At 63.6% G+C, this 22,008-nt stretch carries 27 protein-coding genes, 1 tRNA gene and 2 pseudogenes; 21 read left to right on the top strand and 9 right to left on the bottom strand.

What is annotated here, in order from left to right:
- Positions 1-33 precede the first annotated feature (33 nt).
- The 3 genes from ALC15_RS23825 to ALC15_RS23815 form a co-directional block, all read right to left on the bottom strand.
- A complete protein-coding gene (locus ALC15_RS23825) occupies positions 34-1,119 on the bottom strand; it encodes a 3-deoxy-7-phosphoheptulonate synthase (protein WP_050629370.1) in 1,086 nt (361 codons plus the stop codon).
- 235 nt (positions 1,120-1,354) lie between these two features.
- A complete protein-coding gene (locus ALC15_RS23820) occupies positions 1,355-1,927 on the bottom strand; it encodes an HdeD family acid-resistance protein (RefSeq protein WP_050629369.1) in 573 nt (190 codons plus the stop codon).
- Between the two features lie 28 nt (positions 1,928-1,955).
- Positions 1,956-2,993: a PrsW family glutamic-type intramembrane protease gene (locus ALC15_RS23815; protein WP_050629368.1), complete on the bottom strand. Its 1,038-nt coding sequence runs from the start codon at positions 2,991-2,993 to the stop codon at positions 1,956-1,958.
- Between the two features lie 423 nt (positions 2,994-3,416).
- Here ALC15_RS23815 and ALC15_RS23810 point away from each other — a divergent pair.
- A pseudogene (locus tag ALC15_RS23810) lies at positions 3,417-4,321 on the top strand (sulfite exporter TauE/SafE family protein).
- Between the two features lie 25 nt (positions 4,322-4,346).
- Here ALC15_RS23810 and ALC15_RS23805 read toward each other — a convergent pair.
- Positions 4,347-5,578, bottom strand: a pseudogene (locus ALC15_RS23805) (hydantoinase/carbamoylase family amidase).
- A 273-nt stretch (positions 5,579-5,851) separates the two neighbouring features.
- Between ALC15_RS23805 and ALC15_RS23800 the strand changes: the two are divergent.
- From ALC15_RS23800 to ALC15_RS23790, 3 genes are all read left to right on the top strand, one after another.
- Positions 5,852-6,100, top strand: a complete 249-nt coding sequence (locus ALC15_RS23800) for a hypothetical protein (protein WP_050629367.1) — start codon at positions 5,852-5,854, stop codon at positions 6,098-6,100.
- A 399-nt stretch (positions 6,101-6,499) separates the two neighbouring features.
- A tRNA-Glu gene (locus tag ALC15_RS23795) sits at positions 6,500-6,574 on the top strand.
- A 484-nt stretch (positions 6,575-7,058) separates the two neighbouring features.
- Positions 7,059-7,880 (top strand): TIR domain-containing protein, encoded by an 822-nt coding sequence (locus ALC15_RS23790; RefSeq protein WP_200914688.1) that lies wholly within the window; start codon positions 7,059-7,061, stop codon positions 7,878-7,880.
- An 8-nt stretch (positions 7,881-7,888) separates the two neighbouring features.
- Here ALC15_RS23790 and ALC15_RS23785 read toward each other — a convergent pair whose 3' ends face one another.
- From ALC15_RS23785 to ALC15_RS23775, 4 genes are all read right to left on the bottom strand, one after another.
- Positions 7,889-8,104 (bottom strand): hypothetical protein, encoded by a 216-nt coding sequence (locus tag ALC15_RS23785; protein ID WP_050629366.1) that lies wholly within the window; start codon positions 8,102-8,104, stop codon positions 7,889-7,891.
- Positions 8,101-8,271, bottom strand: a complete 171-nt coding sequence (locus ALC15_RS44255; RefSeq protein WP_157860936.1) for a hypothetical protein — start codon at positions 8,269-8,271, stop codon at positions 8,101-8,103. The genes ALC15_RS23785 and ALC15_RS44255 overlap by 4 nt, the downstream gene beginning before the upstream one ends.
- 222 nt (positions 8,272-8,493) lie before the next feature.
- Positions 8,494-8,778: a hypothetical protein gene (locus ALC15_RS43475; protein WP_128089575.1), complete on the bottom strand. Its 285-nt coding sequence runs from the start codon at positions 8,776-8,778 to the stop codon at positions 8,494-8,496.
- Between the two features lie 111 nt (positions 8,779-8,889).
- Entirely contained in the window at positions 8,890-9,450 is a 561-nt protein-coding gene (locus ALC15_RS23775; protein ID WP_050629364.1) for a S24 family peptidase, read from the bottom strand.
- A gap of 130 nt (positions 9,451-9,580) precedes the next feature.
- On the opposite strand from ALC15_RS23775, the gene ALC15_RS43470 reads away from it, so the two are divergent.
- From ALC15_RS43470 to nusG, 12 genes are all read left to right on the top strand, one after another.
- Positions 9,581-9,811, top strand: a complete 231-nt coding sequence (locus tag ALC15_RS43470; RefSeq protein WP_128089574.1) for an XRE family transcriptional regulator — start codon at positions 9,581-9,583, stop codon at positions 9,809-9,811.
- On the top strand, positions 9,808-10,206 hold the full coding sequence (locus ALC15_RS23765) for a hypothetical protein (protein WP_128089573.1): 399 nt from the start codon (positions 9,808-9,810) through the stop codon (positions 10,204-10,206). The genes ALC15_RS43470 and ALC15_RS23765 overlap by 4 nt, the downstream gene beginning before the upstream one ends.
- A 145-nt stretch (positions 10,207-10,351) precedes the next feature.
- Positions 10,352-10,615, top strand: coding sequence for a DUF2312 domain-containing protein (locus ALC15_RS23760; RefSeq protein ID WP_050629361.1), 264 nt, complete (start codon positions 10,352-10,354; stop codon positions 10,613-10,615).
- Positions 10,615-11,097, top strand: coding sequence for an HNH endonuclease (locus ALC15_RS23755; RefSeq protein WP_050629360.1), 483 nt, complete (start codon positions 10,615-10,617; stop codon positions 11,095-11,097). Before ALC15_RS23760 ends, ALC15_RS23755 begins: the two co-directional genes overlap by 1 nt.
- Complete coding sequence (locus ALC15_RS23750; protein WP_050629359.1) at positions 11,094-12,986, top strand: hypothetical protein; 1,893 nt, start codon at positions 11,094-11,096, stop codon at positions 12,984-12,986. The genes ALC15_RS23755 and ALC15_RS23750 overlap by 4 nt, the downstream gene beginning before the upstream one ends.
- A gap of 105 nt (positions 12,987-13,091) precedes the next feature.
- Complete coding sequence (locus tag ALC15_RS23745) at positions 13,092-13,478, top strand: hypothetical protein (protein WP_050629358.1); 387 nt, start codon at positions 13,092-13,094, stop codon at positions 13,476-13,478.
- Positions 13,475-14,026, top strand: a complete 552-nt coding sequence (locus ALC15_RS23740) for a DUF7220 family protein (protein ID WP_050629357.1) — start codon at positions 13,475-13,477, stop codon at positions 14,024-14,026. Before ALC15_RS23745 ends, ALC15_RS23740 begins: the two co-directional genes overlap by 4 nt.
- Positions 14,023-14,241 (top strand): hypothetical protein, encoded by a 219-nt coding sequence (locus ALC15_RS23735; protein ID WP_050629356.1) that lies wholly within the window; start codon positions 14,023-14,025, stop codon positions 14,239-14,241. Before ALC15_RS23740 ends, ALC15_RS23735 begins: the two co-directional genes overlap by 4 nt.
- Complete coding sequence (locus ALC15_RS23730) at positions 14,238-14,459, top strand: hypothetical protein (RefSeq protein WP_050629355.1); 222 nt, start codon at positions 14,238-14,240, stop codon at positions 14,457-14,459. Before ALC15_RS23735 ends, ALC15_RS23730 begins: the two co-directional genes overlap by 4 nt.
- The gene (locus ALC15_RS23725; RefSeq protein WP_050629354.1) at positions 14,446-14,742 is read left to right on the top strand and encodes a hypothetical protein; all 297 of its coding nucleotides are present in this window, start codon (positions 14,446-14,448) and stop codon (positions 14,740-14,742) included. Before ALC15_RS23730 ends, ALC15_RS23725 begins: the two co-directional genes overlap by 14 nt.
- 58 nt (positions 14,743-14,800) lie before the next feature.
- Positions 14,801-16,000: a helix-turn-helix domain-containing protein gene (locus ALC15_RS23720; protein ID WP_050629353.1), complete on the top strand. Its 1,200-nt coding sequence runs from the start codon at positions 14,801-14,803 to the stop codon at positions 15,998-16,000.
- A complete protein-coding gene (gene nusG / locus ALC15_RS23715; protein WP_128089572.1) occupies positions 15,934-16,662 on the top strand; it encodes a transcription termination/antitermination protein NusG in 729 nt (242 codons plus the stop codon). Before ALC15_RS23720 ends, nusG begins: the two co-directional genes overlap by 67 nt.
- 235 nt (positions 16,663-16,897) lie before the next feature.
- On the opposite strand, the gene ALC15_RS23710 is transcribed toward nusG, so the two are convergent.
- Positions 16,898-17,086, bottom strand: a complete 189-nt coding sequence (locus ALC15_RS23710) for a DUF3606 domain-containing protein (RefSeq protein WP_050629430.1) — start codon at positions 17,084-17,086, stop codon at positions 16,898-16,900.
- Between the two features lie 62 nt (positions 17,087-17,148).
- Here ALC15_RS23710 and ALC15_RS23705 point away from each other — a divergent pair, with 62 nt between their 5' ends.
- From ALC15_RS23705 to ALC15_RS23685, 5 genes are all read left to right on the top strand, one after another.
- Positions 17,149-17,430 carry an HNH endonuclease gene (locus ALC15_RS23705; RefSeq protein ID WP_050629351.1) on the top strand — a complete coding sequence of 94 codons (282 nt, stop codon included), beginning with the start codon at positions 17,149-17,151 and terminating at the stop codon, positions 17,428-17,430.
- Positions 17,431-17,511: 81 nt separating this feature from the next.
- Positions 17,512-18,003: a hypothetical protein gene (locus tag ALC15_RS23700; protein WP_050629350.1), complete on the top strand. Its 492-nt coding sequence runs from the start codon at positions 17,512-17,514 to the stop codon at positions 18,001-18,003.
- Entirely contained in the window at positions 18,003-19,763 is a 1,761-nt protein-coding gene (locus ALC15_RS23695) for a terminase TerL endonuclease subunit (protein WP_050629349.1), read from the top strand. Before ALC15_RS23700 ends, ALC15_RS23695 begins: the two co-directional genes overlap by 1 nt.
- Positions 19,763-21,106 (top strand): phage portal protein, encoded by a 1,344-nt coding sequence (locus ALC15_RS23690; RefSeq protein WP_094194059.1) that lies wholly within the window; start codon positions 19,763-19,765, stop codon positions 21,104-21,106. The genes ALC15_RS23695 and ALC15_RS23690 overlap by 1 nt, the downstream gene beginning before the upstream one ends.
- Entirely contained in the window at positions 21,099-21,968 is an 870-nt protein-coding gene (locus tag ALC15_RS23685) for a S49 family peptidase (RefSeq protein ID WP_050629348.1), read from the top strand. The genes ALC15_RS23690 and ALC15_RS23685 overlap by 8 nt, the downstream gene beginning before the upstream one ends.
- Positions 21,969-22,008 lie beyond the last annotated feature (40 nt).

Here is a 22,008-nt window from a genome sequence, read left to right as displayed (position 1 = left end):
GCCCCGCCGCTAACGCTCAATCCGTCCGGCGCGTCACGCCGAACGCTCCTGCAGGCCGTCGCGCCGCACGCTGCGCCTTGCGTCGACGGCATCGGCGAGCTGCTTCAAGACGTCAGTCGTCGTCGCGAGGTCGATGCAGCCGTCCGTGATGCTCTGGCCGTAGGTCAGCGGCTTGCCCGGCACGACGTCCTGGCGTCCAGCAACCAGGTTGCTCTCGATCATCACGCCGATGATGCGCTGTTCACCGCTCGCGACTTGCTTTGCGATGTCCGTGGCGACCAGCGGCTGGTTCTCCGGCTTCTTGCTGCTGTTGGCGTGGCTGGTGTCGATCATCAGCCGCGCTGCGACGCCGGCGCGGCCGAGTTCGGCCGCGGCGGCATCGACACTCGCTGCATCATAGTTCGGCACCCGGCCGCCGCGCAGGATGACGTGGCAGTCCTCGTTGCCGCTGGTTGCGGCGATCGCCGAACGGCCGCCTTTAGTGACCGCCATGAAATGATGCGGGTGGGACGCCGACTTCACCGCGTCCGCCGCGATCCGCACGCCACCGTCGGTGCTGTTCTTGAAGCCGACCGGACATGACAGACCGGAAGCCAGCTCGCGATGGATCTGGCTTTCGGTGGTGCGTGCGCCGATCGCGGCCCACGAGACCAGATCGGCGATGTATTGCGGCGTCGTCATGTCGAGGAATTCGGTGCCGGCCGGCAGGCCGAGATTGTTCACCGCCGACAGCACGTTGCGGGCAAGCCGCAGGCCCTTGTTGATGTCGAAGCTGCCGTCGAGATCGGGATCGTTGATCAGCCCCTTCCAGCCGACGGTGGTACGCGGCTTCTCGAAATAGACCCGCATCACGATCTCGAGGCGGTCGGCGAGCTGTTCACGCAGGCCGGCGAGGCGCTCGGCATAATCGACGGCCGCCGCGGGATCGTGGATGGAGCAGGGGCCGACGACGACCAGCAGGCGGTCATCGGTGCCATTGAGGATCGCGTGGATGGCGTTGCGGGCGCCCATCACGACGCGCGTCGCCGTCAGGGTGCGCGGGACTTCCCGCATCACCTCTTCGGGCGCACTCAGCTCTTTCAATTCCTTGATGCGAAGATCGTCTGTCGTACTCAACACGGCTGGCTCCTTTGGATTTCGGGACCTGCCGGCAACAAAAAAGCCGCCAGGTCTGGCGGCTTGTTTTGGACGTTTGCTGCAATTCTTCAGATTGAGCGCGATCCTCCTGCCGCCAGCGAGCTGTCGTAGCTAAAGTACCAAAAATAGCTGGTGGCAGTGGTGATCATGGGGCGGCTCTATAGCCCAGGGATTTGGTGCTGTCACCCCCCAAATGCAAGCCCGACGCGGTTCGCCGTCAGGTGTTGCGCGCCGCCAACGCCATCCCGATCAGCGTTGCGCCGCCGAACATCAGGTTGAGGCCGACCAGCAGGCCGATCGCCCAGCCCGCCGACTCCGGCAGGCCGGCGATGATGAAGAAGGCGATCACGATATCCATCAGGCCGGCGATCATGAGCCACGACCAGCGTCCCGACAATTCGCGGCGATGCTCCAGCGCATACATGATGGTGGCGACGCCCTCGGCGATGAAATAGGCGCCGACGACGATGGTCAGCGTCAGCACGCCCTGCATCGGACGGGCGAGCAGCAGCATGCCGGCCAGCACGGCGAGCGCGGCCGAGATCAGCGACCACCAGAAGCCCGGCATGTTGCGCGCCCAGAACGTCGCGATCAGCCCGCCCACGCCCGAGATCAGGAACATCCAGCCGAGGAAAATGGTGACGGCGAGGCTCGCGAAGGCCGGCACGATCATCGCCGCGATGCCGAGCACCACGAGCAGGATGCCCTCGAACAGGAACGCCTTCCAGTGCGCCTTGACGGCGGCCTGCATCTCGGATCGCAGCTTGTCGAGGTCGTTGGACAGGGGCATCGCGGCTCTCCGGATCTGCGTGCGTATCCTAGCCCTGGCCCGGCGCGGACGGAAAGCCCTCCGAGGCGGTCCGCATCCGGTTGCGGCCGAGGAAGTAGACGGCGGTGGTCGCGATCAGCAGCGCCAGTCCGATCAGGATCGAGGTGAAGCCGATCGGGATCAGGATGAAGGACGCATTGCGCTCGGGATTGACATACCAGTGGTGCAGCGAGGTCAGCAGGAATGAAACGCCGGCGAAGCCGGTGCCGCCGCCGATCAGCAGCAGCGCCCACATCCGCCGCAGCTGGCTCAGCCGCTCGCGCGCGACGTCGGTGCGCGGGGCATGATGCCTGCCGAGGCGGCGCACCAAGCGGACTGCGAACCCGATCGAGGAGAAGCCGATCAGCACGCTGGCCGAACCGAGCAGCAGGTGCGCGGTCGCGCTGAGATCGGGGATGCGCTGGAGCGCAAGCAGCGGGAAGTCGAACGCCGCATGCAGCAGGACCGGTGCGACCAGCACCAGCGCCCAGTTCGTGATGCGCGCCCAGTCGCGATGACCCCGGTAGGCGCCGAGCGCGCCACCCGAGCGCGCGATCGCGAGATAGGCGCCGGCGATGATGCCGAGCGCGCCGTGGAACGGCACGGTGAGCACGCTGCGCAACGCCGCGAGCGCGCGCCACATATCCTTGTGCTGGACCAGATAGGCGAGGTTCTCATAGGCGGCGAAGCCGAGGCCGGCAGCTGCGCCATACACCACGGTATCCATCGGATCGGCGAAGGCGCGGCGCCGCGTCGAGATGGCGACGATGACGAGGACCTTGACGATCTCCTCCGGAGCCGCGACGCCAAACAGCGCCCGCACCGCCTGCGTCGCCCAGGGATTGTCGGGAATGGCCAGCAGCGCATTGAAGGGAATGCGCGCCAGGCCCAGCAGCGAGATGCTGGCCGCGCCGAGCACGAAGGCGAGCCATACCTGCACCGGCGGTCCGGGGCGCTCGTCGGCGGCTATCACCAGCCACAGCACCAGCAGCGCGGGTGCGATGGCGGCGGCGCCGATCACAGTCGGAAGCGACTCAAGCAACAACATGAGCCGAACGGGCCCCTTCAATGGCACCACAGCGGTGCGTTTCGAAGAAATGGCAGCAAGTTCAGCGGATTGCAAATGGACGATTGGCGGAATCGGTTCGTTCGGCGCCGATCTCGTGTCCAATATGCCACGGTGCCTGCGAAAGCGCGGCAGAAACGCCTCGATCAGAGCAAGGGAGAGCAACTGCCGGAAGGTTCCTGACGGCGGAAGGGTGCCGGGCACCGCGCTGCGACGGCACCACCGATCCGCCGATTGCGGCGCATTTGCACGGCGCGCGGCGTCGGCCTCTTTGCCGCGCAAACGAAGTGCTGCGCTGTCGCGGCGCGCTCAGGGCTTTGCAAGGCCACCGCAAGTTTCGGGCACCGCGTGCGCTTCGTTGAGTTATAATGCAGCGGGCAGTGACTGATCCGGTAAAAGCCAAAGATGCCTTCGATTGATTCTGCTGTGATCGTTCTTGCCGTGAGCGCTCTGTTTGCGGCCTTTGTAAACGGTGCGCTGGGGTACGGGTTCTCGTCGCTCACCGTGCCGGTCGCGCTGGTGTTCTACACCAACCGCATCCTCAATCCCGCGATCGTCATCGTCGAAGTCTTCGTCAACCTCTACGTTCTTTGCATCAACCTGGGCAGTGTCCCGGCCGTGTGGCGGCGCATCTTGCCGATCCTCGTCGGCATGCTGCCCGGCATCGCAGTCGGAGCCTTCGCGCTGACGTCGCTTCAGCCCGGATGGACCAAATTCGCCACCTACTCGATTATTCTGCCGCTGATCCTGGTGCAGGCGGCCGGTTGGCGGAAGCGATCCAGTCGAAATGGCTGGTCGGCTTGCCTTTTGGAACGATGCTGGGTGTCCTGTACTCGGTCACGACCATTTCGGGACCGCCGCTGGCGATCCTCTTCAACAATCAGGGCCTCGTCAAAGATGAATTTCGGGCCGGTCTCGCGCTGGTCCGGGTGACGGAGTCCGGCTTGACCGCGATCGCGTACTACAAGCTCGGTCTGTTCATCGAAGAGAGCCGGAGCATCCTGTTCGTGCTCGTTCCTTGCGTCGTCGTCGGCATACCGCTCGGCGCCCTTCTGATCCGGCGGCTGGATGCCGAAACGTTTCGCCGGATCTGCATGAGCTTTGATGCGTGGGTCGTGGGGTTTGGCCTGTCACGCGTGTTGATCGAAGTGAAGCTGATGGAAAGCCCGTGGGCCTACGGCGTCATGGCTGCCACGATCCTGATCGACGTCTGCTTGCTGTACGTCTTCTTCACGGCGAGGAGAGGGACGGTACAGAGTTCGCACGCGTTGGCCTCGCTGAGATCCGGCAACCGGGGCGGTCCGACCTGATCGCGGCGGCGTCGCCATGAAGCGGCTAGCCGGCCAGCAGCCGCCGGCAGGTGTCGACGAACACCTCGGCGCCGGTCACGATGTCGGCATCGTCGGTGTTCTCGCTCCAATGATGACTGATGCCGCCGATCGACGGCACGAACAGCATTGCCGCCGGCATGAGGGTCGCAAGGACCTGGGCATCATGGCCGGCGCCGCTCGGCATGCGGATGGATTTGCCGCCGGCGCAGGCCGCGCTCGCGGCCTCGATCGCGTCCTGGAACGCAGGCGTCATCATGGCGGGCACCCCGGTGCGGATGCGCTCGACCTTGACGCCGCAACGGCCCTGCGCGGTAGCTTGTTCCGCCAGGTGATGCAGGTGCGCCTCGAGACGCGCGATCACCTCGGGATTATCGTCGCGGATCTGAAACAGCATCTCGCGCCGCCGGGAATGATGCTCGGCGCGCCGGGGTCGAGCGTGATGCGGCCGGTGGTCCACACCGTGCGCGGTCCGCACAGGGCAGGGAAGCTGTCGTCGATCGCTACGCAGAACCGCGCCAGGGCCAGGCCTGCATCGCGGCGCACCGCCATCCGCGTGGTGCCGGCATGGTTCTGCTCGCCGGTGAAATTGATGCGATATTGCCAGATGCCGACGATCGAGGTGACGACGCCGATCTTGAGCCGGCTCGCTTCCAGCGTGTCGCCTTGCTCGATATGCGCTTCGAGATAGCCGATATGGCGGCCGGCTTCGGCGGCGAGGCGCGGGCGGCCGGCAAAGCCTGCATCGAGCAATGCCTGTCGCATGGTGCGATCGCTGGAGCGGTCGCGTGCCGCATCGATATCGGCTTCGGTCACCGCGCCGGCAAACGAGCGGCTGCCGAGGAAGCTGCCGAAATGGCCTTCCTCGTCGCACCATGCGGCAACTTCGACCGCGCCGTTGATGCCGGGGTCGCCGTTGATGACGCGCGCGGCCTCCAGGGCGTAGATCACGCCGAGCGGGCCATCGAGCCAGCCCGCATGGTTCTGGCTTTCGAGATGCGAGCCCGCGAGCAGCTTCGGCCCCGCTTTCGCGCTGGTGCCGAACACGTTGCCGATACCGTCGATCGTTGCCGTGAGCTCGGCATCGGGCAACCGCGCCGCGAGCCAGTCGAGCGAGCGCAGATGCGGTTCCGAGAATGTCGGCTTGTGTACGCCGGTCTTGTAGGCGCCGATCGCGCGCAGCGCATTGAGATCGGCGAGCACGCGCTTGCCGTCGAAGCGACCGTTGATGCCTGGCATGGTTGGACTCCGGATTTGCGTCTCTGATTTGCGGCTCGATTTTGCAGCTTCGCGCCGCAATCCCGTCTTGATGCCGTCGTGGTTGAATGCGACGGAACAATCAGGGTGAACGATTTCTTAGCGGTTCTGCTCTTAGGTCGCGGTACTGGTGTCGCGGTACGAATAGCGTGTGAGTGTGATCATGTCTGCATTCCGGAACTGGGCTCGCAAGGCCGCTGTGCTGTTTCTTCCGATCGCGCTCGCGCCTGCGCGCAATATTCGCAGCAATACAGCATGACGGCCCCGCCGCCGGGAACAGGTCCGCTGGCCTGGGACGGTGCCGGCCAGGATCCCAATGCTCCGCAGCCGCGCCGCCACGCGCGCAATGCGTCGCCGGCGGTAGCTGAGACGCAATTGTCGGAACAGGATGCCGACGACCGGCTGGCGCGCAAGCTCGTGATCTGCAGCACCTGTATCAAGCAGAAGCCGGCGGTAGCGGCGGCGCAGCCGACCAATCGTCAGGACGTCGCCAGCAACCACTAGCGGCTGGCGCGGAGCGTGTTGCTGCCGTCCGATCTGCCGGCCTTAGTTAGGCCACGATATGGTTCGATGCGCAGGCCCATGCCGTTCCGAAAAATGTCGCTCCGAGGATTGATTGTTCCCGTTGCCGTCGTCGCGCTTGCGGCCGCCATCCTGATTCATGTGGGCGGTTCGCGGGCCCATGCACATGTGCCGTCGCATTGCGGCTTCTGGACCTCGATCGAGGCCGGATTGTCCTGCAGGTGAACCGTCGCGGGTAATCTGGCGGCGATCCGGGAAAAGCGTTCTGAACGCTTGCCCGTCCGGCCAATCGCCACTATACGTTCGCCCGTCGCAGCCGTTCGCCGGTAGCGGCCAGTCCGGCGCATCTCACGTCTAACGTATTGATTTGCCGGGAGTTTTGCTCCCTTCGTCTATCGGTTAGGACGCCACCCTTTCACGGTGGAGAGAGCGGTTCGATTCCGCTAGGGAGCGCCATCGCGCGCATCCTCCGAAAATTTCATCGGTTTTTCAAATGCTTAGGGTTTTGTCCCTGTGCGTGTTGGACGTTTTGTTGGACGCCAACTAAGAATGAGTCGTTCTCGAACTGTTCGCTATGAATGGCATTTCGCTGCGCAAGCTCTACTCATCCTGTGCGCGGGTTTCACTTACTGAGTTTTCGGATAGGTGCCGGTCGTGAATCTTTCAGACTACACGCTACAAACCGTCGCTTTCATCGGGGTTAAAAAAAACGGCAGGTTCAAACCGAGAGCTACGGCTTTTTTTGTTTCGTATTTCGAGAATGAGCAGTTCTTCCAACACTTGGTCACTGCGGAGCACGTGGTCTCAGGGCTTGTTACGGCAGGATACGAGCCGTGGCTGCGGGTTAATGTCGTGGGTAAAGGATACGTCGTACACAAGTTTCGGATCGCGGGGCGACTGGCGGGAGTACCAGTTTGACCACGTAATTCGACTAATCGGCATGCAGGCTGGCGAGCCCGATATCGAGCCGGCGCGCGACGCCGCACGTAAGGCCAACAAATTCGCCAATGCGTCGAAATCTACAATCGAATCGATCATCGAAACCGAGTTGTCAGGACAGCCTGACGCGTTCCTATCCAAGTTGAAGGACGATCTCGAAAAGCTGGAGCCGGCCTCCAAGATGGACGTAGCTGAGCATTGGAGGCCGAAGGGGCAACACATGACCCGCGATACAATTGTAGTGGGGCAGGGCAATCAAGTCCCCCCGCACATCGATGTCCTTGCCGAAGTCGCATCGATAAAAACGTCATTCGAACTGTGCAGGGCGATGTCGGAACTCGCAACGAAGGGGGCGTCCTACCTCGAGCGAAAGGAAAAGCGTAAAATCGTGGCTGACCGCATTGGGACTAACGTTTTCATCGGTCATGGTCGTTCCGGCGCGTGGCGAGAACTCAAGGATTTCGTTCAGGACCGGCTCAGTCTGCCCTGGGATGAGTTTAACCGGGTCCCGGTTGCCGGCGTGACCAACATCGCCCGACTTTCAGAGATGCTCGACGCGGCATCCATCGCATTGCTCGTGATGACTGGCGAGGACGAGATGGCAGATGGCGCAGTTCAGGCGCGCATGAACGTCGTGCACGAAGCTGGTTTATTTCAGGGGCGTCTAGGCTTCACCAGGGCTATCCTATTACTTGAAGATGGCTGTGCCGAATTCAGCAACGTGCAGGGGCTAGGGCAAATTCGCTTTCCGAAGGGCAAGATCAGCGCCGCTTTCGAGGAGGTGCGCCTTGTCATGGAGCGCGAGGAGCTCATTAAAGCTTAAAAACGAGCCTACGAGGTAGGTGACTGAGGGACCTCTTGCACCGGTACCAGCTTAGCTAGATGGCGCCGAGCGCGGCTAACCGGATCATCGTACAATCTTAAAGTCTCGAGCTCCTGCTCGAGACGGTCGAGAAGCGGGGCATACTTCGCGCCGTGCAGGATGATCACCTCCGAAACGACGGCGATCGCGTCGAGCAGTCGTTTCTCGGTGATCGGCGCGGTCATGCGCGGCGCTCGCTACGTTGGGCGACGCTGTCTCCATAAACCCTGATCGGTGGATAGAGGCGCTCTGCTGCCTCTACTCCACGTTCGAAGCCGCGGCGGTATCCAACGCGAAGGCCGGCCAAAAGGCCGACCATAAAGCTGGCTGCGATGAAGATCGCCAGCGTCATCGGCGAGACCTCGCGGATGCAGTCCGAAATACCGGCCGCAAAGTGTCGTCAATGATTTGCGCGCGGCCGCCGGCGATCAGGCGGTCGGCCATTTCGCTCGTGATCCTCCTGGCGCCAAACCGCCAGCCGCCGCGCGGATGCCGCTCGAATGGACTGTATTCGAGCAGCGCAAGCGCAATGTAGTGATTGCGTTGAAGACGCTTCATTAGAGATGAGCTGCTCTCAAAGGCTCGGTCCAGCAAGCTGCTGCGCCAATGCGCGGGCATCAGCCGCATGCGCCTTGATCTGCGCGCGCGTGAAGCCCTTCCGCTCGAGATCGTCTTCGGTGAGGCCGCCCTCGCGATAAGAGGCTTCACGCATGTCATCGGCCATACGCCTGACCGTCTCGCTCGGCGAGAGGGGGGCGCGCGGCTTTACAAGCGCGGTATCAATGTAGTCAGGGACGATGGCCAGGGCAGAGAGTGCGCGGCCGGCAGCGGGAAGGCGATTACAGAAAGTTCGTCGCATGGGAGTTCCCCGTTTGTTTCACGGGAATACTTCCAACCCCAATTTGGGGTTAAGTCAACACCAAATCGGTGTGAGTCTATGTTTTGCACTGGGTTGGTGTGTATTTACCGCTCAACTCAGTTCATGGATGACTCTGCCAACGCGCCCAACAACGATGGTCTCGCCGGTCATGTGGATCGTTTCGTGGTCGGGGTTGGTAGAGTACGGCTGCAACCGTGGCGGGTTACCGGCGCGGTAGCGCTTGAAGGTGGCTTCGCCCTCCGGCGTGCCGAAAACGTAGAACTTGTCGTTAAGGACGCGGTGATCGGAGAGGTTGACGCAGATGTAAGCGCCATCGGGTGCGATCCTATCCATGGAGTCCCCTTGGACCTCGAGAACGATCCAATCGCCTTTCGGCAAGTCCGCCAAGTAAACATATTTTCGGACGTCCGAACGTTTTACCCCCTCCTGATGAGCCAGTCGGCCCGCGCTAACCCACGAAAGCAGAGGTGCGCGGAAGGTCTTGAGACCTGGGAAAACGAGCTTTTCGGGCGAGGTTCGCAAAAGTGGCGCAAGTCGTTCTGCCCAGAGCGCCGTCATCTCGCGCTCCCCATGCACCAGCTTGCTGATCTGCTGCTGAGTGGTGCCGATTGCCTTTGCGAGGGCGCCTTGGCTGATAGCCCGTCGCTCCATGCTTCCGCGAGACCGTTTGGAAATTTGCCTTTCATGGCACGCATGGGGGCACCAATTTGGTGTGGGCTTCAAACACCAAAACGGGGTAATCCTCTTGCGAATCAACACCAATATGGTGTGGATACAGTTCATGCGCTTCGACGATTGGATGATCTGGCAACGTGAAACGAACCCTAATTTCGGCCGGAAGGCTGGTTGGTCAGGTGAGACGGTTCGTCGTTACCGCGCGGGCGAGCGCGAGCCTGACCATGCGGCAATGGCGACGATTTTCGCGCTGACGCGCGGTGATGTGACGCCGAACGATTGGGTCGGGGTTGGACCGCGATCGGACGAGAAAAAAACAGAGCAACTGAACACATGACCCGTAGCGTAAAACCCGCGCGGGAACAGTCAAATCCCGTCAGTGACAAAGTCGTCAGTAGATCACGACGAAATCGTCAGTCCTGGTCGCGGCTGCTCGAGGTGCTGCAGAAGCGCTTCAAGGCTGATTTTGTTTGGGAAATGCACGTTCGAACGGGGCGGTCCGAGCGTGATTGTTACCGGTGGAAAACCGGCAAGGCGGCGCCGGATTTTGAGGCGCTGGACCGGCTGATCAACAGCGACATTGGCGATCTCGTGCTCCTGACCATGACCAGGGGCAGCGACCAGCCATGGGCGGTCGCTATGCGGCGGACCTACGAAATCGCCAAGGCTCGCGGGGACATTGAGGCGGCGCAGCGTCGGCTTGCCGCGCTTGAGAGGGGGATAATTCCATGATCACGGAGCGGCTTTCTGACCCCCAGCTCTACACGGTGATGGGGATTTTCCTCAGCCTCGCTGTGGCGGCCGTGTTGAGCGTCATCGCGTGGCCGCAGCGAGCTCCACGTCGCGACGCCGGCGCCGGCTTTCGTTGGGTGTGCCGATGACCAGGCCCGCTGCAGAGACCCGCGCGACGACGATCGCCAAGGACCAACTGAAATCGATCATCGAGCGCGTCGAGCGGCTGACCGAGGAAAAAAAGAACATCGCGGACGATATCCGCGACGTTTTCGCCGAGGCCAAGGGCAACGGTTTTGACGTCAAGGCGCTGCGCGTGATCATTCGCATTCGCCAGCAAGATCCGATCGACCGCGAGGCCGAGGAGGCGATCCTCGAGACCTACATGCAGGCGCTGGGAATGCTCTGATGCACGGCTGTTTCGCCAAGACGCGCGAGGAGCTGGAGGCATCGGCCAACCTGGCCGACTTGACGGGTACGCCATGGCGGCGGATCTGGCTGTCGACGCGGGAACCGATCTGGACGCTGGTCGACGCTGCCGATTACGGCTGGCTGTCGGAGAATATCTGGAACGTCTGGCACGCCGGCCGCGGCGATTGGATGCGCTACGCCAAGCGCAACGTTGACGTCTCGCGTGCGACGATCCGGATGCATCGCGAGATCATGATCCTCGCAGATCCGCGGGACGAGGCGTACACGCGCGCGCATTTTGTCGACCATATCAACGGTCAGACGCTCGACAACCGCCGCGCAAATCTGCGCTGGGCGACCAAGCAAGAAAACGCTGCCAACCGCCGCAGTCGGGGCTCGGCGCCGACGCTCGGGGACATTGTCCGCGAGCTCGTCGGCGGCCTGCCGCAGATGTGGCAGCTCGAGGAGATCCCGTTTTGACTGAGCTCGTCCGATACGAGGCGGCTTGCCGCGCGCTGGCCGAAGCTGTTGCGGCCGACGAGGTCATGACGATCCGCGACCAGGCCGAGGCGATGCGGCTCGCGAGCAGGGTAGCGAAGAACATCGATCTCGAGGTCCAGGCCGCAAAGATCCGGTTTCGCGCCGAGCGGCGCCTCGGCGAGCTAGTCAAGCTGCAAAAGGAAACTGTCGGTCTCAACCGTGGCCGTGCTGGTGCTGGTCGGCCGCGGTTAGGCAATTCTGAGCCGGAACAGCCTAAATCCGACGAGCGGCCGACGTTGGCCGAGGCTGGCATCGATCGCAAACTCTCGTCCAAGGCGCAGCGCCTGGCCGCGATGGATGCGTCGGAATTCGAGGCAGCGCTCGGCCGGCATGAGCAGGAGATGCGCGCCGGCGCCGGTCGCGTCGCGATGGATCTGACCAAGGTTGCCGCCGAGGAAAAGGGCAGGGAGCATCGCCGCGGTTTGGCGCAGGCGCTGTCAGACGCCTCGGCGCTGCAGCCAACCGGTCGCAAGTATCCGATCATCTATGCAGATCCGCCGTGGCATCGAAACCAGGGCGTGACCAGCCGCTCCTATGAAAACCACTATCCGACCATGGCGTGGTCGGAGATCTGCGATCTGCCGGTCAAGGACATGGCCCTGCCGGACGCCTGGCTGTTTCTATGGATTCCGCGCGCGCATCTGCTGGCGTGGCATGAGGCCGAGATCGAGGCGACGGATCTGCGGACCGGCGAGGTCATCAAGGTCCGCTGCCAGATGCCGCTCGCCTCGGCGGTCGCGTTGTCGTGGGGCTTTGAGTCCTACTCGACGGCGTTCGTCTGGACGAAAAACGACGACGAGCATCCGGACGAGGCCGGCGGCGCTGTCCTGGTCCGCGACCAGGACGAGCTGCTGCTGCTGTTCAAGCGGGGCAAGGGCCTGCCGAAGCCGGCGAACGGCGAAAAGTTCGGCTCCAATCATCGCGAGCGCTCGAGGCCGCTCGGTCATTCGCGCAAGCCGGAGCATTACCGCCGCATGATCGCGGCGATGGGCGGCGGCGTTCCTGCGCTCGAGCTGTTCGCGCGCGTCGACGCCGAGCATCCGCTGCCGCCTGGCTGGCACGCATGGGGCAACCAGGCGAGCGCGCCGCCGGCGGGCGAGCCGGGCGGCTCGCGCTGGATGACGCGCGAGGAGGTCGTCGCGGCTGACATCGCCGCAATCGAGCGAATTGATTCCCAAGCGATCGCAGGCGCGAGCTCGACGCCTGACGGGGCGCCAGCGGGTATAGAACCGCCGCGCGATCGGACTGCCGATGGTCGGTCATCGGACGAGGCCGCAACGGGTAGCCATAGCGCTGCGGCCTCACAGTTAGCGGACGCCGGAGCTCACGCCGGCGATCGTCCAGCCCTGTCGGACGCAGTTGCCGCGTCTCCGATTGGGAAAGTCGTTTCGAGCGTCGCCGTCACTGGCCGCGCCGATGCAGCCGAGCCGCCGGCGAACCGACCTGGGCGCGAAATTCCCGACGACGACGGCCTCGACATCCCGGCGTTTCTGCGCCGCGCGCCCAAGCCGGCGCCGGAGCTCCTCGTCAGACAAAGCGAGATGGATCTCGCGCGCATCGATCGCGCGCCGGCCGAGGTCGTCGACAATCGCCTGCAAACGCGGCTGCCGCTGACCGAGGATGAGCTCGACATGCAGGCCGCGCTGCTCGCGATCGACGCCGGCGAGAAGATCGACGGCGACATGGTTCGGCATCTGGTCGGTGCCGGTTTCGCGCATTGCTCGAGGTCCAGCGTCAAGGTCAGCGACGCCGGCCGCGAATTCCTGGCGCAGCTGGTTGCGTCGCCGGCGCCGGTCGAGGTCGGCCGTGCTTCGCAGGTCAGAGGGTGAACCGATGGACGTTGGACCTCACGGCGGCGGCTGCCTGATCTGGGCCTATCTGATTTTGCTGGTCCTCGGGGTGATCGCGATCCTCTGCCTAAGCGGGGCGTTCGCGTGACGGACAAAGTCGCCTTGTTCCGGCAGATCGCCGCGGTCGAGAACGAGATCAAGGATCGGAGCGCAGGCGCACGCTCGAGGCTCGATCGCTCGGCGTCGCAGCGCCAATGCGACGGCCTCGAGGCTGGCGCGAAAACACTGCGCTGGTTCCTGCAAAACGAGGCGCGCATCGCCGCAGCGGCGCGGTTGCCGGCCTGCGCAATTTCGATGACCAGGCAGGTCACTGCCGTCGAGACCGAGCTCAAGGATCGCCGCAGCGGCGCGCGCGGCAAGTTGAGTTCGGCTGCGGCGATCTATCAACGCGACGGCCTCGAAGCCGCTGCGAATACGCTGCGCTGGTTGCAGCAAAACGAGGCGAGCATCAAAGGGGCAATGCGGCAATGAAGCAAACGAAACTGGCATCACTCGCGGAGAGCGCGATCAACGTCCTAGTTGGTTTCGTCATCAGCCTTGCCGCGCAGGTCTATTTCCTGCCGCTGCTCGGCGTCACGGTCTCGATCTCGCAGAACGTCACGTTCGCCCTAATCATGACCGCGATCTCGATCTGCAGATCGTATCTGCTGCGCCGGCTATTCGAGGCGCTGCATATCCGCCGGCCGCTGTCGCCGTTTATGCAGGCTGTGATCTCGGAGCGTTTTCGCCAGGTCGAGCGCGAGGGTTGGTCGACCGAGCATGACGACGGATACGATCGCGGGACGCTGGGCCGGGCTGGCGCCGCGTTCATTCTGCACGCCGGCACGGAATCGCCTGCTGTCCCGCACGAATGGCCTTGGACGCGCGAATGGTGGAAGCCGGCCGGCTATCGGCGCGACCTGGTCCGCGGTGTCGCATTGGCGATCGCCGAGGGCGAGCGCTTCGATCGCAACCGGAATCCGACCGGAGTGCCGGCGCGTTTGAGGCGACCGCTTGCGACCCAGGAGCAGCGGCAATGACGCAGATCGAGATCGCAGCGCTCGCGGTCGGCGCGTTCGGCCTGTTCATGTTCGGCTATTCGCTCGGCTGGATGCAGCGCGGGCGGGGCGGGCGGATCTGGTTCGATCGGGCAGGGCAGTGCCTTTGCATGGATCGAGCCTTGTCGCCTTCCGAGGCCGAGGAGGTCCGCCGCATCTGGCGTGAGGCCGCGACGGAAGGGCGCGAGCTGCAATGAGAGCCGCGCGCAAGAGCTCGACGCGGCACAAGTGGGGCGAGAAGGTTCGATTTCCGCTCAAGACCGAACAGCAATGCAGCCGCTGCGACATGGTCAAGGTCGGTCGCCGCGAGGGCGGTCCTGCTGGCTATTGGGATGAATTCTGGCGCGACGAGGAGCGCATCCATTGCACAGCGACGCCGGCCTGCGATGCGCGGCGCAGCAATGCAGCGGGCTAACGCGATCGTGCGCTGCCTGGCCGCCGAAGGGCCGGAGGCGATGGCCCTTGCCGAGGTCATCTGCCAGCTGATCGTCAAGGGCGCCGAGCTCGGCGAGCTCGAGGAATACGAGATCCCGAATCGAGCCGCGATCGCTGCCGGCGTCGTCGATCCGCCGCGGCTCAAACGTCGCGGTTTCCGCCGCGAATGGCTCGAGCGGCTCGACGTCGCAATCGAGCGGGACGCGTTCTTGCGCATGTCGGCGGGCGACATCGTCGACCGCCTGCTGCAGCCGCGGGCATGAATTTCCAGTGTTTGTTGCGTCCAGCGTTTCCCGAATTCTCTCTGATTAGGAAGTTAAGATGACCGCGAAAAAGCGGGCGCGATTGCGCATCGGCTCTGACGTGGCGACCGGATGGGCGCGTAATCTGGAGCTGGGCAACCCTTACGCAAAAAGCGTACTGCGCGCGCTCGGCGAGTATGTCGACGGCGAGGGAATGTGCTGGGTCGGCATTCCGCAGTTGGCAATGGACTGCGATCTATCGCAGGACACGGTCCGGCGGCGGCTCGCGTGGCTCGAGGACATCGGCGCAATCGGCCGGACGGGGCAATGGGTCGACGAGAACGGCCGTCGCAATGGTGAGGGCCGCGGCAAACGCACAACGGATCTGGTCCGTCTGCTGGTCGACGCGGATACCGACGCGATCGAGGCGCGCGCTGCCGGTCGCGCCGTCGACGAAACGCCTGTAAATTCAAAGGTGATTAGCCCTAGCTGGCAGCAAGGGCTAAATTCCGACGTCGACGACGCCAGCCCTCGGCCAGCACTAGGCCAGCCCTCGCAGCTGTGCGACCAGCTAATCTCTGAACCTGAACCGGAAGATTCCCCCAAAGCCCCCTTGGGGGGCGCGAGCGCGCCGGCGCAAGGTGAGGAGGAAGGCGAACCGGAACATTTCGGCGAGGCGTGGGAAGCGTGGCCCGGTCACCAGGCGATGCGGCGGGATCTCGCTCTCGCCGAGTTTGGCAAGCTGTCAGCCGAGGAGCGGCGGCTGTGCCGCGCGGCGATCCCGCATTTCCTCAAGATGCTGCGGCACCTCAAACGCGATCACGTTCCAAACTTCCATATCTGGGTACGCAATCGCGGCTTTCGCGAATTCCCGACCGCTGTCCTCGAGGAGAGCTCGCAGGCCTCTCAGTCTCGGAGTGGCTACATCAGTGACAGCGTCGAGGGCAGGGCGATCAAGGCGCTCTATCGCTTTGCGCGCATGTCGCCGTTTGAGCATCGCGGCCTGGTCAATTACTCGCTGCCCGTGACGGCGCGGATGCTTGCGTTCGCCGAGCTGCCGTCAGAGCGCGAATGGCATTGGATCGATGCGCCTGCGCAACTCGCGGCGTGGTCCAAATTTCTCAGCGAGCATATCCATCAGCGCCGACCGGATCTGACGACGACGCGCGGCACGGGTGCCGAGGCGCGACGCGGGTTCATGGCGCCGTGGCCTTGGCCGCCGCGCAAGGATGGAACGATCGCATCACAGTCGAGCGACGAGGCAGGGGAGAGCGAATGAACATGCAATACCGCAAGGGGCAGATCGTCGGTTATGTCGCGGCCTCCGACCGATTGGCGGTGCCGGCGATGCCGCAAAGCTGGCGCGTGCTGCAGGTCATGCCTGGCCGCGACGCCAAGGTCATCAAGGCTTTCGGTGAGCGCTGCATTAGCGGTTGGTCGCCGACCGTTGCGCATTTCGTCCAGCGTGGTAGCGGTCAGCCGGCGCGGCGTCCGCATCTCGGCCGCCGGATTGAAAAGCCGTTTCTGCCTGGTCTGATCTTTCTGCCTGATTTCGAGCTCGGTCGTCTCACCGAGATCCGCAGCATTCCCGACGTCGACAACTTGCTCGAGTTCGGCGAGCTGCGATCATGGCTCAACACGACCGAAATGCAGCTGCTGCGCGATATCGTCAAGATCGAGAACATGCTGCCGTCACGTCGACGATGGGCGCTTGCGCAGCTGTTCCTGCGCTATGGCTTCATCAGCGTTGCCGAGGTCAAAGACGAGACTGAAATGCGAGTAGGTCGAGAGATCCGCGTCGCCGATGGGCTGTTCTCTGGCTTTCGCGCGCTGATCGAGCGAATTGACTCAAAAGGCCGACTCAGCGTCTTAGTCACCGACGGAAAGCACGGCGTCAAGGTAAGCGGTTTGACCGAGGCGCAGATCGAGCTGATCGACTAATTCGCGGTGCGGTGCATGCGCGGCAGCTCGGCTAAAAGTGCAGAGCCTGATTCCAGGCGTACGCGCGCAGCGCGCCTCGACATCCACACCCGATCCAACGCCGATCGCAGCTGATGCGGTCGGCGTTTCCATTTGCATAGGTTGTGCGGTAGCGCCTCGGCGCTGTCGCTGCCCTCCTTGGGCGTTTCCTCCCTAGACTTGGGCCGCTCGTTCGTTCGAGCGGCCCTTTTTCGTTTTAGCGTTTCTTCTTCTGCTTAAGGTAGTTCTCCACCATGTCGACCATCACGCCGGCGTGTTTGACGGCGTCGAGGAGTTCGGCCTTCGTGCAGCTGAATCTGCCGCACCAGTATCTGACTTCCCAGTCCTCATGAACGTTGATGCGTTTGCGGTCTGCCGGCCCTCGGTTCTTGAGATCATCAGCCATTCCGTCCTCTCCCATTAGCTGTGGTTGGATTGTGATTGTATCACAGGTTGTGGAGCCTGCCTATGCCTCAACTGTCGTGGAAAGCTTGGTACAAGCTCGCGCGCTGGCAGGCGCTGCGCCTGCGCATCTTCCTGCGCGATCGATACACGTGCCAGCGCAAGGGTTGCGGCAGGGCCGAGCCGAACACGTCTCGCCTGGTCTGCGACCATGTCATCCCGCATCGTGGCGATGAGCGCCTGTTCTGGGACGAGGCCAACCTGCAGACGCTCTGCAAGGCTTGCCACGATCGAAACAAGCAGCGCGAGGAGCAGGCGAGCCTGCACACGCGCGGCGTTTGGGACTGATTGAGGGATAGGGGGTGGGCATTTCCTTCGCGAGGCCCTCTCCACGGACCGGCCCATCTCGCATTGACGGTTTTTTTCATCATGGCCGAAGTTTTTGACCTGTTCGGTGATCCTGTGCCTGCCAATTGGGGCGGGCGTGGTCGGCCGGAGCATGTCGCCAACCAGCAAAACCGGAATCGCGTCAGCCTGTTAGTCGCGCTCGGTTGGAGTAACGCGCGCATCGCGTCGGCGCTGTTCATCACGCAGCCGACGCTGCGCAAGCATTATTTTTCAGAGCTCAAGTTTCGCGAGGTCGCGCGCGATCGCCTGGTCGCACAGGTCGGGGTCAAGCTGATGGACGGCGTCAACGACGGAAACGTCTCGGCGATCCGGGAATTCCAGAAGTATCTCGAGCGCAACGATCTCATGCTGTACGGCCAGACGCAGAAGCCTGCGAAGGCTGCCGACAAGCCAGCGCCGGCCGAAAAGGTCGGCAAGAAAGCTGCCGCGCTCGCCGCAGCGCATAACCCCGACGTCGGTACGCCGCTCGGCGAGCTCATGATGCGCCGCCAGCAGGAAGGGACCTCGCACTGATGCCGAGCTCGATCGAGACCGTTGCGGCGCCTAGCATCGTCCCGTGGGATCTGTCCCGCGTCGATTGGGCCGAGCGCATTCGCGACGGCCGCTCGCTGATGCCGGATCTGCAGCTGTTCGCCGGCGAGGCGGACATCGCGCAGGCGTTCTATGACGAAATCCAGCTGCCTGACGTTCCGGGCAAGCCGAAGATGCGGACGGCCTCTGGCCCATGGTTTCGCGAGTTGGTTCGTGCGGCGTTCGGCAGCTGGGATGCGGCCAACCAGGTCCGCTATATCCGCGACATTCTCGCGCTGGTCCCGAAAGGATCGTCAAAAACGACCAACTCGGCCGCGTTGCTGATCGTCTCGATGTTGATGAACCGCCGCCCGCGCGGGAAAGCGCTGTTCGTAGGTCCGACGCAGGCGATCTCGACGCGCGCATATGACCAGGCGGTCGGCATGATCGAGGAGTCGCCGGATCTCAAGCGGCGTTTCCGCACGCACGATCATGAGATGATGATCGAGGACCTGGTCACCAAGGCCGAGGCGCAGGTCAAAACCTTCGACGTCAACATCCTGACCGGCGCGATGGGCCTGTTTTTCGTGTTGCTCGACGAGATCCATCTGCTCGGATTTAACGCAAAGGGTGCAAAGGTGCTGCGCCAGATCCGCGGCGGCCTCGACAAGACGCCCGAAGGCCTGCTCGTCATGACGACAACGCAAAGCGACGACGTTCCGGCCGGAATCTTCAAGTCTGAGCTGAAATTTGCGCGCAACGTCCGAGACGGCAATTATCGCGGCAAGGTCATCCGGCCAATGCTGCCGCTGCTGTACGAATTTCCGCCTGATATCGCGACGCTGACGCGCGAGGAGCGGAAAAAAGGCGTCGAGCCGCGCTGGATGGACCCGGCAAACTGGTCGATGGTCATGCCGAACCTCGGCCGCTCCGGTCCGTCGCTTGCCGAGCTCGCCGCCGATTGGGAAGGCGAGCGCGACAAGGGCGAGGAGGCGATCCGGATCTGGGCCTCGCAGCATCTCAATATCGAGATCGGCCAGGGCATCAATAACGAGGGTTGGGGCGGCGCGGATCTCTGGGACGCGCAGGTTATCCAGGGCCTCGACCTCGACGCGATCCTGACGCGCTGCGAGGTCGTTACGATCGGAATTGACTCCGGCGGTCGCGACGACCTGCTCGGCCTGGCGGTAATCGGCCGCGAGCGCGGTACGCGCCATTGGTTGTCCTGGTCCTATGCATGGGCAGATCCGATCGTCCTGGAACGCCGGAAGGATATCGCCGCCCAACTGCAGGATTTCGTCGACGAGGGGTCGCTGACGATCGTCGATATGGCCGACGCGATCGCGGATCTCGGCGTCCTTGTCGCGCGCATCGTCGCCAGCGGCCTGCTGCCGCAGAAAAACGGCGTCGGCATCGACCCGAACCAGGCGGCGGCGATTATCGAGGCTTTGACCGCTGTCGGCGTAACCGACGACATGCTGCGGCGCCTGCTGCAGGGCTCGGCGCTCGCGCCAGCGGTCTATGGCCTCGATTTTAAGCTCGCCGATGCGACGTTCTGGCATGCCGGGCAAGGTCTCATGTCGTGGGTTGTCGGCAACGCCAAAACCGAGCGGCGAGGCAACGCGGACATGGTGACCAAACAGGTCGCCGGCCGCGCCAAGATCGATCCGTTTATCGCGCTGCTCGAGGCCGCGATCCTCATGAGCTGGAATCCAACAGCCGGGCTGCTCGTGACCGGCGCTGATATCCTGACGGTGATCTGATGGGAATTTTGAGCGGCCTCGGCTCGGCGTTTCGCGCCGTGGCCAATACATTTGATCCCAGCGCGCCGCGCGATATGTCTGATCCGCGTTATTGGGCGGATTACGGCGGGCGCATGTCGCTCGCCGGCGTCGAGGTCACTGACAGCAACGTCAGCCAGCTCGGCGCGGTTCAGGCTGTCCGGCACGGCCTTTCGTCGGCAATGAAGTCGCTGCCGGCGTCGGTCTATCGGCGCGGCGCGAACGGCGCGCGAGAGGCGCTGCCGGATCATCCGGTCACCAGGATGTTTGCCGCCAACCCGAACGCGCGCCAAACGCCGGCCGAGCTCGTCGGCGAGCTCGCCTGGAACGTCTCCTATTATCGGAATTCCTATTGCGCGATCCTGCCGCCTGGCGGTCCGCGCGCGTCGGAATATTACGCCGTCGGCGGCCTCGAATGGCTGCATCCGCGGCGGCTGGCGATGGTCGAGCGCGGGATCGACGGCCGGCTGTACTACACGTTCAATCCGCCGACGACGATCGTCCAGGGCGCGCAGCTCAAACAGACGACCTATCGCGACGATGAGCTCTGGCATATCCGCTCGAATCCACTGCGGGAGGATGGCCTGCTCGGCGAGCCGATTTTCCATAGCGCCAAGCATGTTTTCGCGCGCGCGATCGCCGTTCATGAGTACGGCGACATCTGGTTTAAGAACAACGGCCAGTCCGGCGGCACGCTCGAGCATCCCGGCGTGTTCAAGGACAAGGCCGACCGAAACGAGTTTCTCGACAACTGGCGCGCAGCCGGGACCGGAATGAACCGGCACAAGGACCGGCTTTTGACGCACGGCGTCAAATATACCCCGATCAAGGTGACGAATTCCGAGGCGCAGCTGCTCGAGACCGAGGACGCCGCCGACACTGCCGTTTTCGGCCTTTGGAGCTATCCGCTGCATCGCGCATCGCGGCTTAAACGCGCGACAAATAACAACGTCGAACAGCAGTCGCTCGATTTTGTCGTCGGATGTGTGGCGCCGCTCGCGATCGAGATCGAGCAGGGCGTCGAGCGGGATCTGCTGCTCGACAACGAAAACGGCGATCTGTTTTTCGAGTTCAATTTTTTCGGCCTATTGCGCGGCGATCTGCTGAATCGCTATCGGGCATATCTGATCGGCCGCCAGGGCGAATGGCTGTCTGCCAACGACATCCTGCGGTTTGAGAACATGTCGCCGCGGACTGATCCCGGCGGCAATGACTACAAAAACCCGCTGACAAAGGACTCCGCCGGCGGCGCGCAAGGCGTCGACGACAATGCCAGCGCTGGCGGCGGCTCGAGCTCTCCAAAAGAGGACGGCAACAATGATTAAGATCGAGTCCGCTGCGCCGGATCTGCGCCAGGTGCTTACGCAGATCACGTCGATCGACGCCCTTGTCGCGCTCGAGGTCTCGGCGCTCGCCGATTGCCTGGCGCGCGCCGAGCAGCGGCAGGCGCAGGCCGCGGCCGCCGCGGCACAGGCCTCGAGCTCGGCCGGCAAGATCGCGCTGGTCTCCGTCGCCGGCGGCCTGACGCCGCGCGGCAGCTGGTTCGGCTCGAGCCTCTACGGCATTGCGTCGCAGGTCACGCGCGCGGCCGATGACCCGGACGTCGCCGGCATCGTCCTCGACGTTGACAGTCCCGGCGGCACGGTCGCGGCCACGGTCGAGGCCGCGAATGCGATCGCCGCAGCGGCGACTAAAAAGCCGGTAATCGCCGTTGCAAACACGCTGATGGGCTCGGCCGCCTATTGGCTCGGCTCGCAGGGCACTGAGCTCGTCATGGCGCCGTCTGCCGACGTCGGCTCGATCGGCGCGATGATTATGCATCAGGACATTTCCGGATGGCTCGACCAGGTCGGCCTCAAGATGACGATCGTCCGGTCGGAACAGTCGCCGCTGAAAAACGAGGCGCATCCGTTCGCGCCGCTGTCGGATGACGCCAAAGCCTATCTGCAGGGCCGCGCAAACGAGGCGGGCGCGGATTTTATCAAGGCTGTCGCGAGCGGCCGGCGCGTGACGCAGACCAAGGTCCGCGAGGAGTTCGGCCAGGGCCGCATGGTCGGCGCGCGCGAGGCTGTCGCGCGCGGCATGGCCGACCGGATCGCGACGCTCGACCAGGTCATCGGCGGCATGCTGCAGCAGCGCTCGCCGCGGCCAAGCTCGCGCAGGCGATCGGCGCTGGTGTTCGATTAGGGCGCCCGTGCTTATACATTCAAGATTACCCTTCTGGGGG

The sequence above is a fragment of the Bradyrhizobium viridifuturi genome, assembly GCF_001238275.1.
GTDB classification, from domain to species: domain Bacteria; phylum Pseudomonadota; class Alphaproteobacteria; order Rhizobiales; family Xanthobacteraceae; genus Bradyrhizobium; species Bradyrhizobium viridifuturi.
This window is presented reverse-complemented; position numbering and strand designations above follow the sequence as displayed.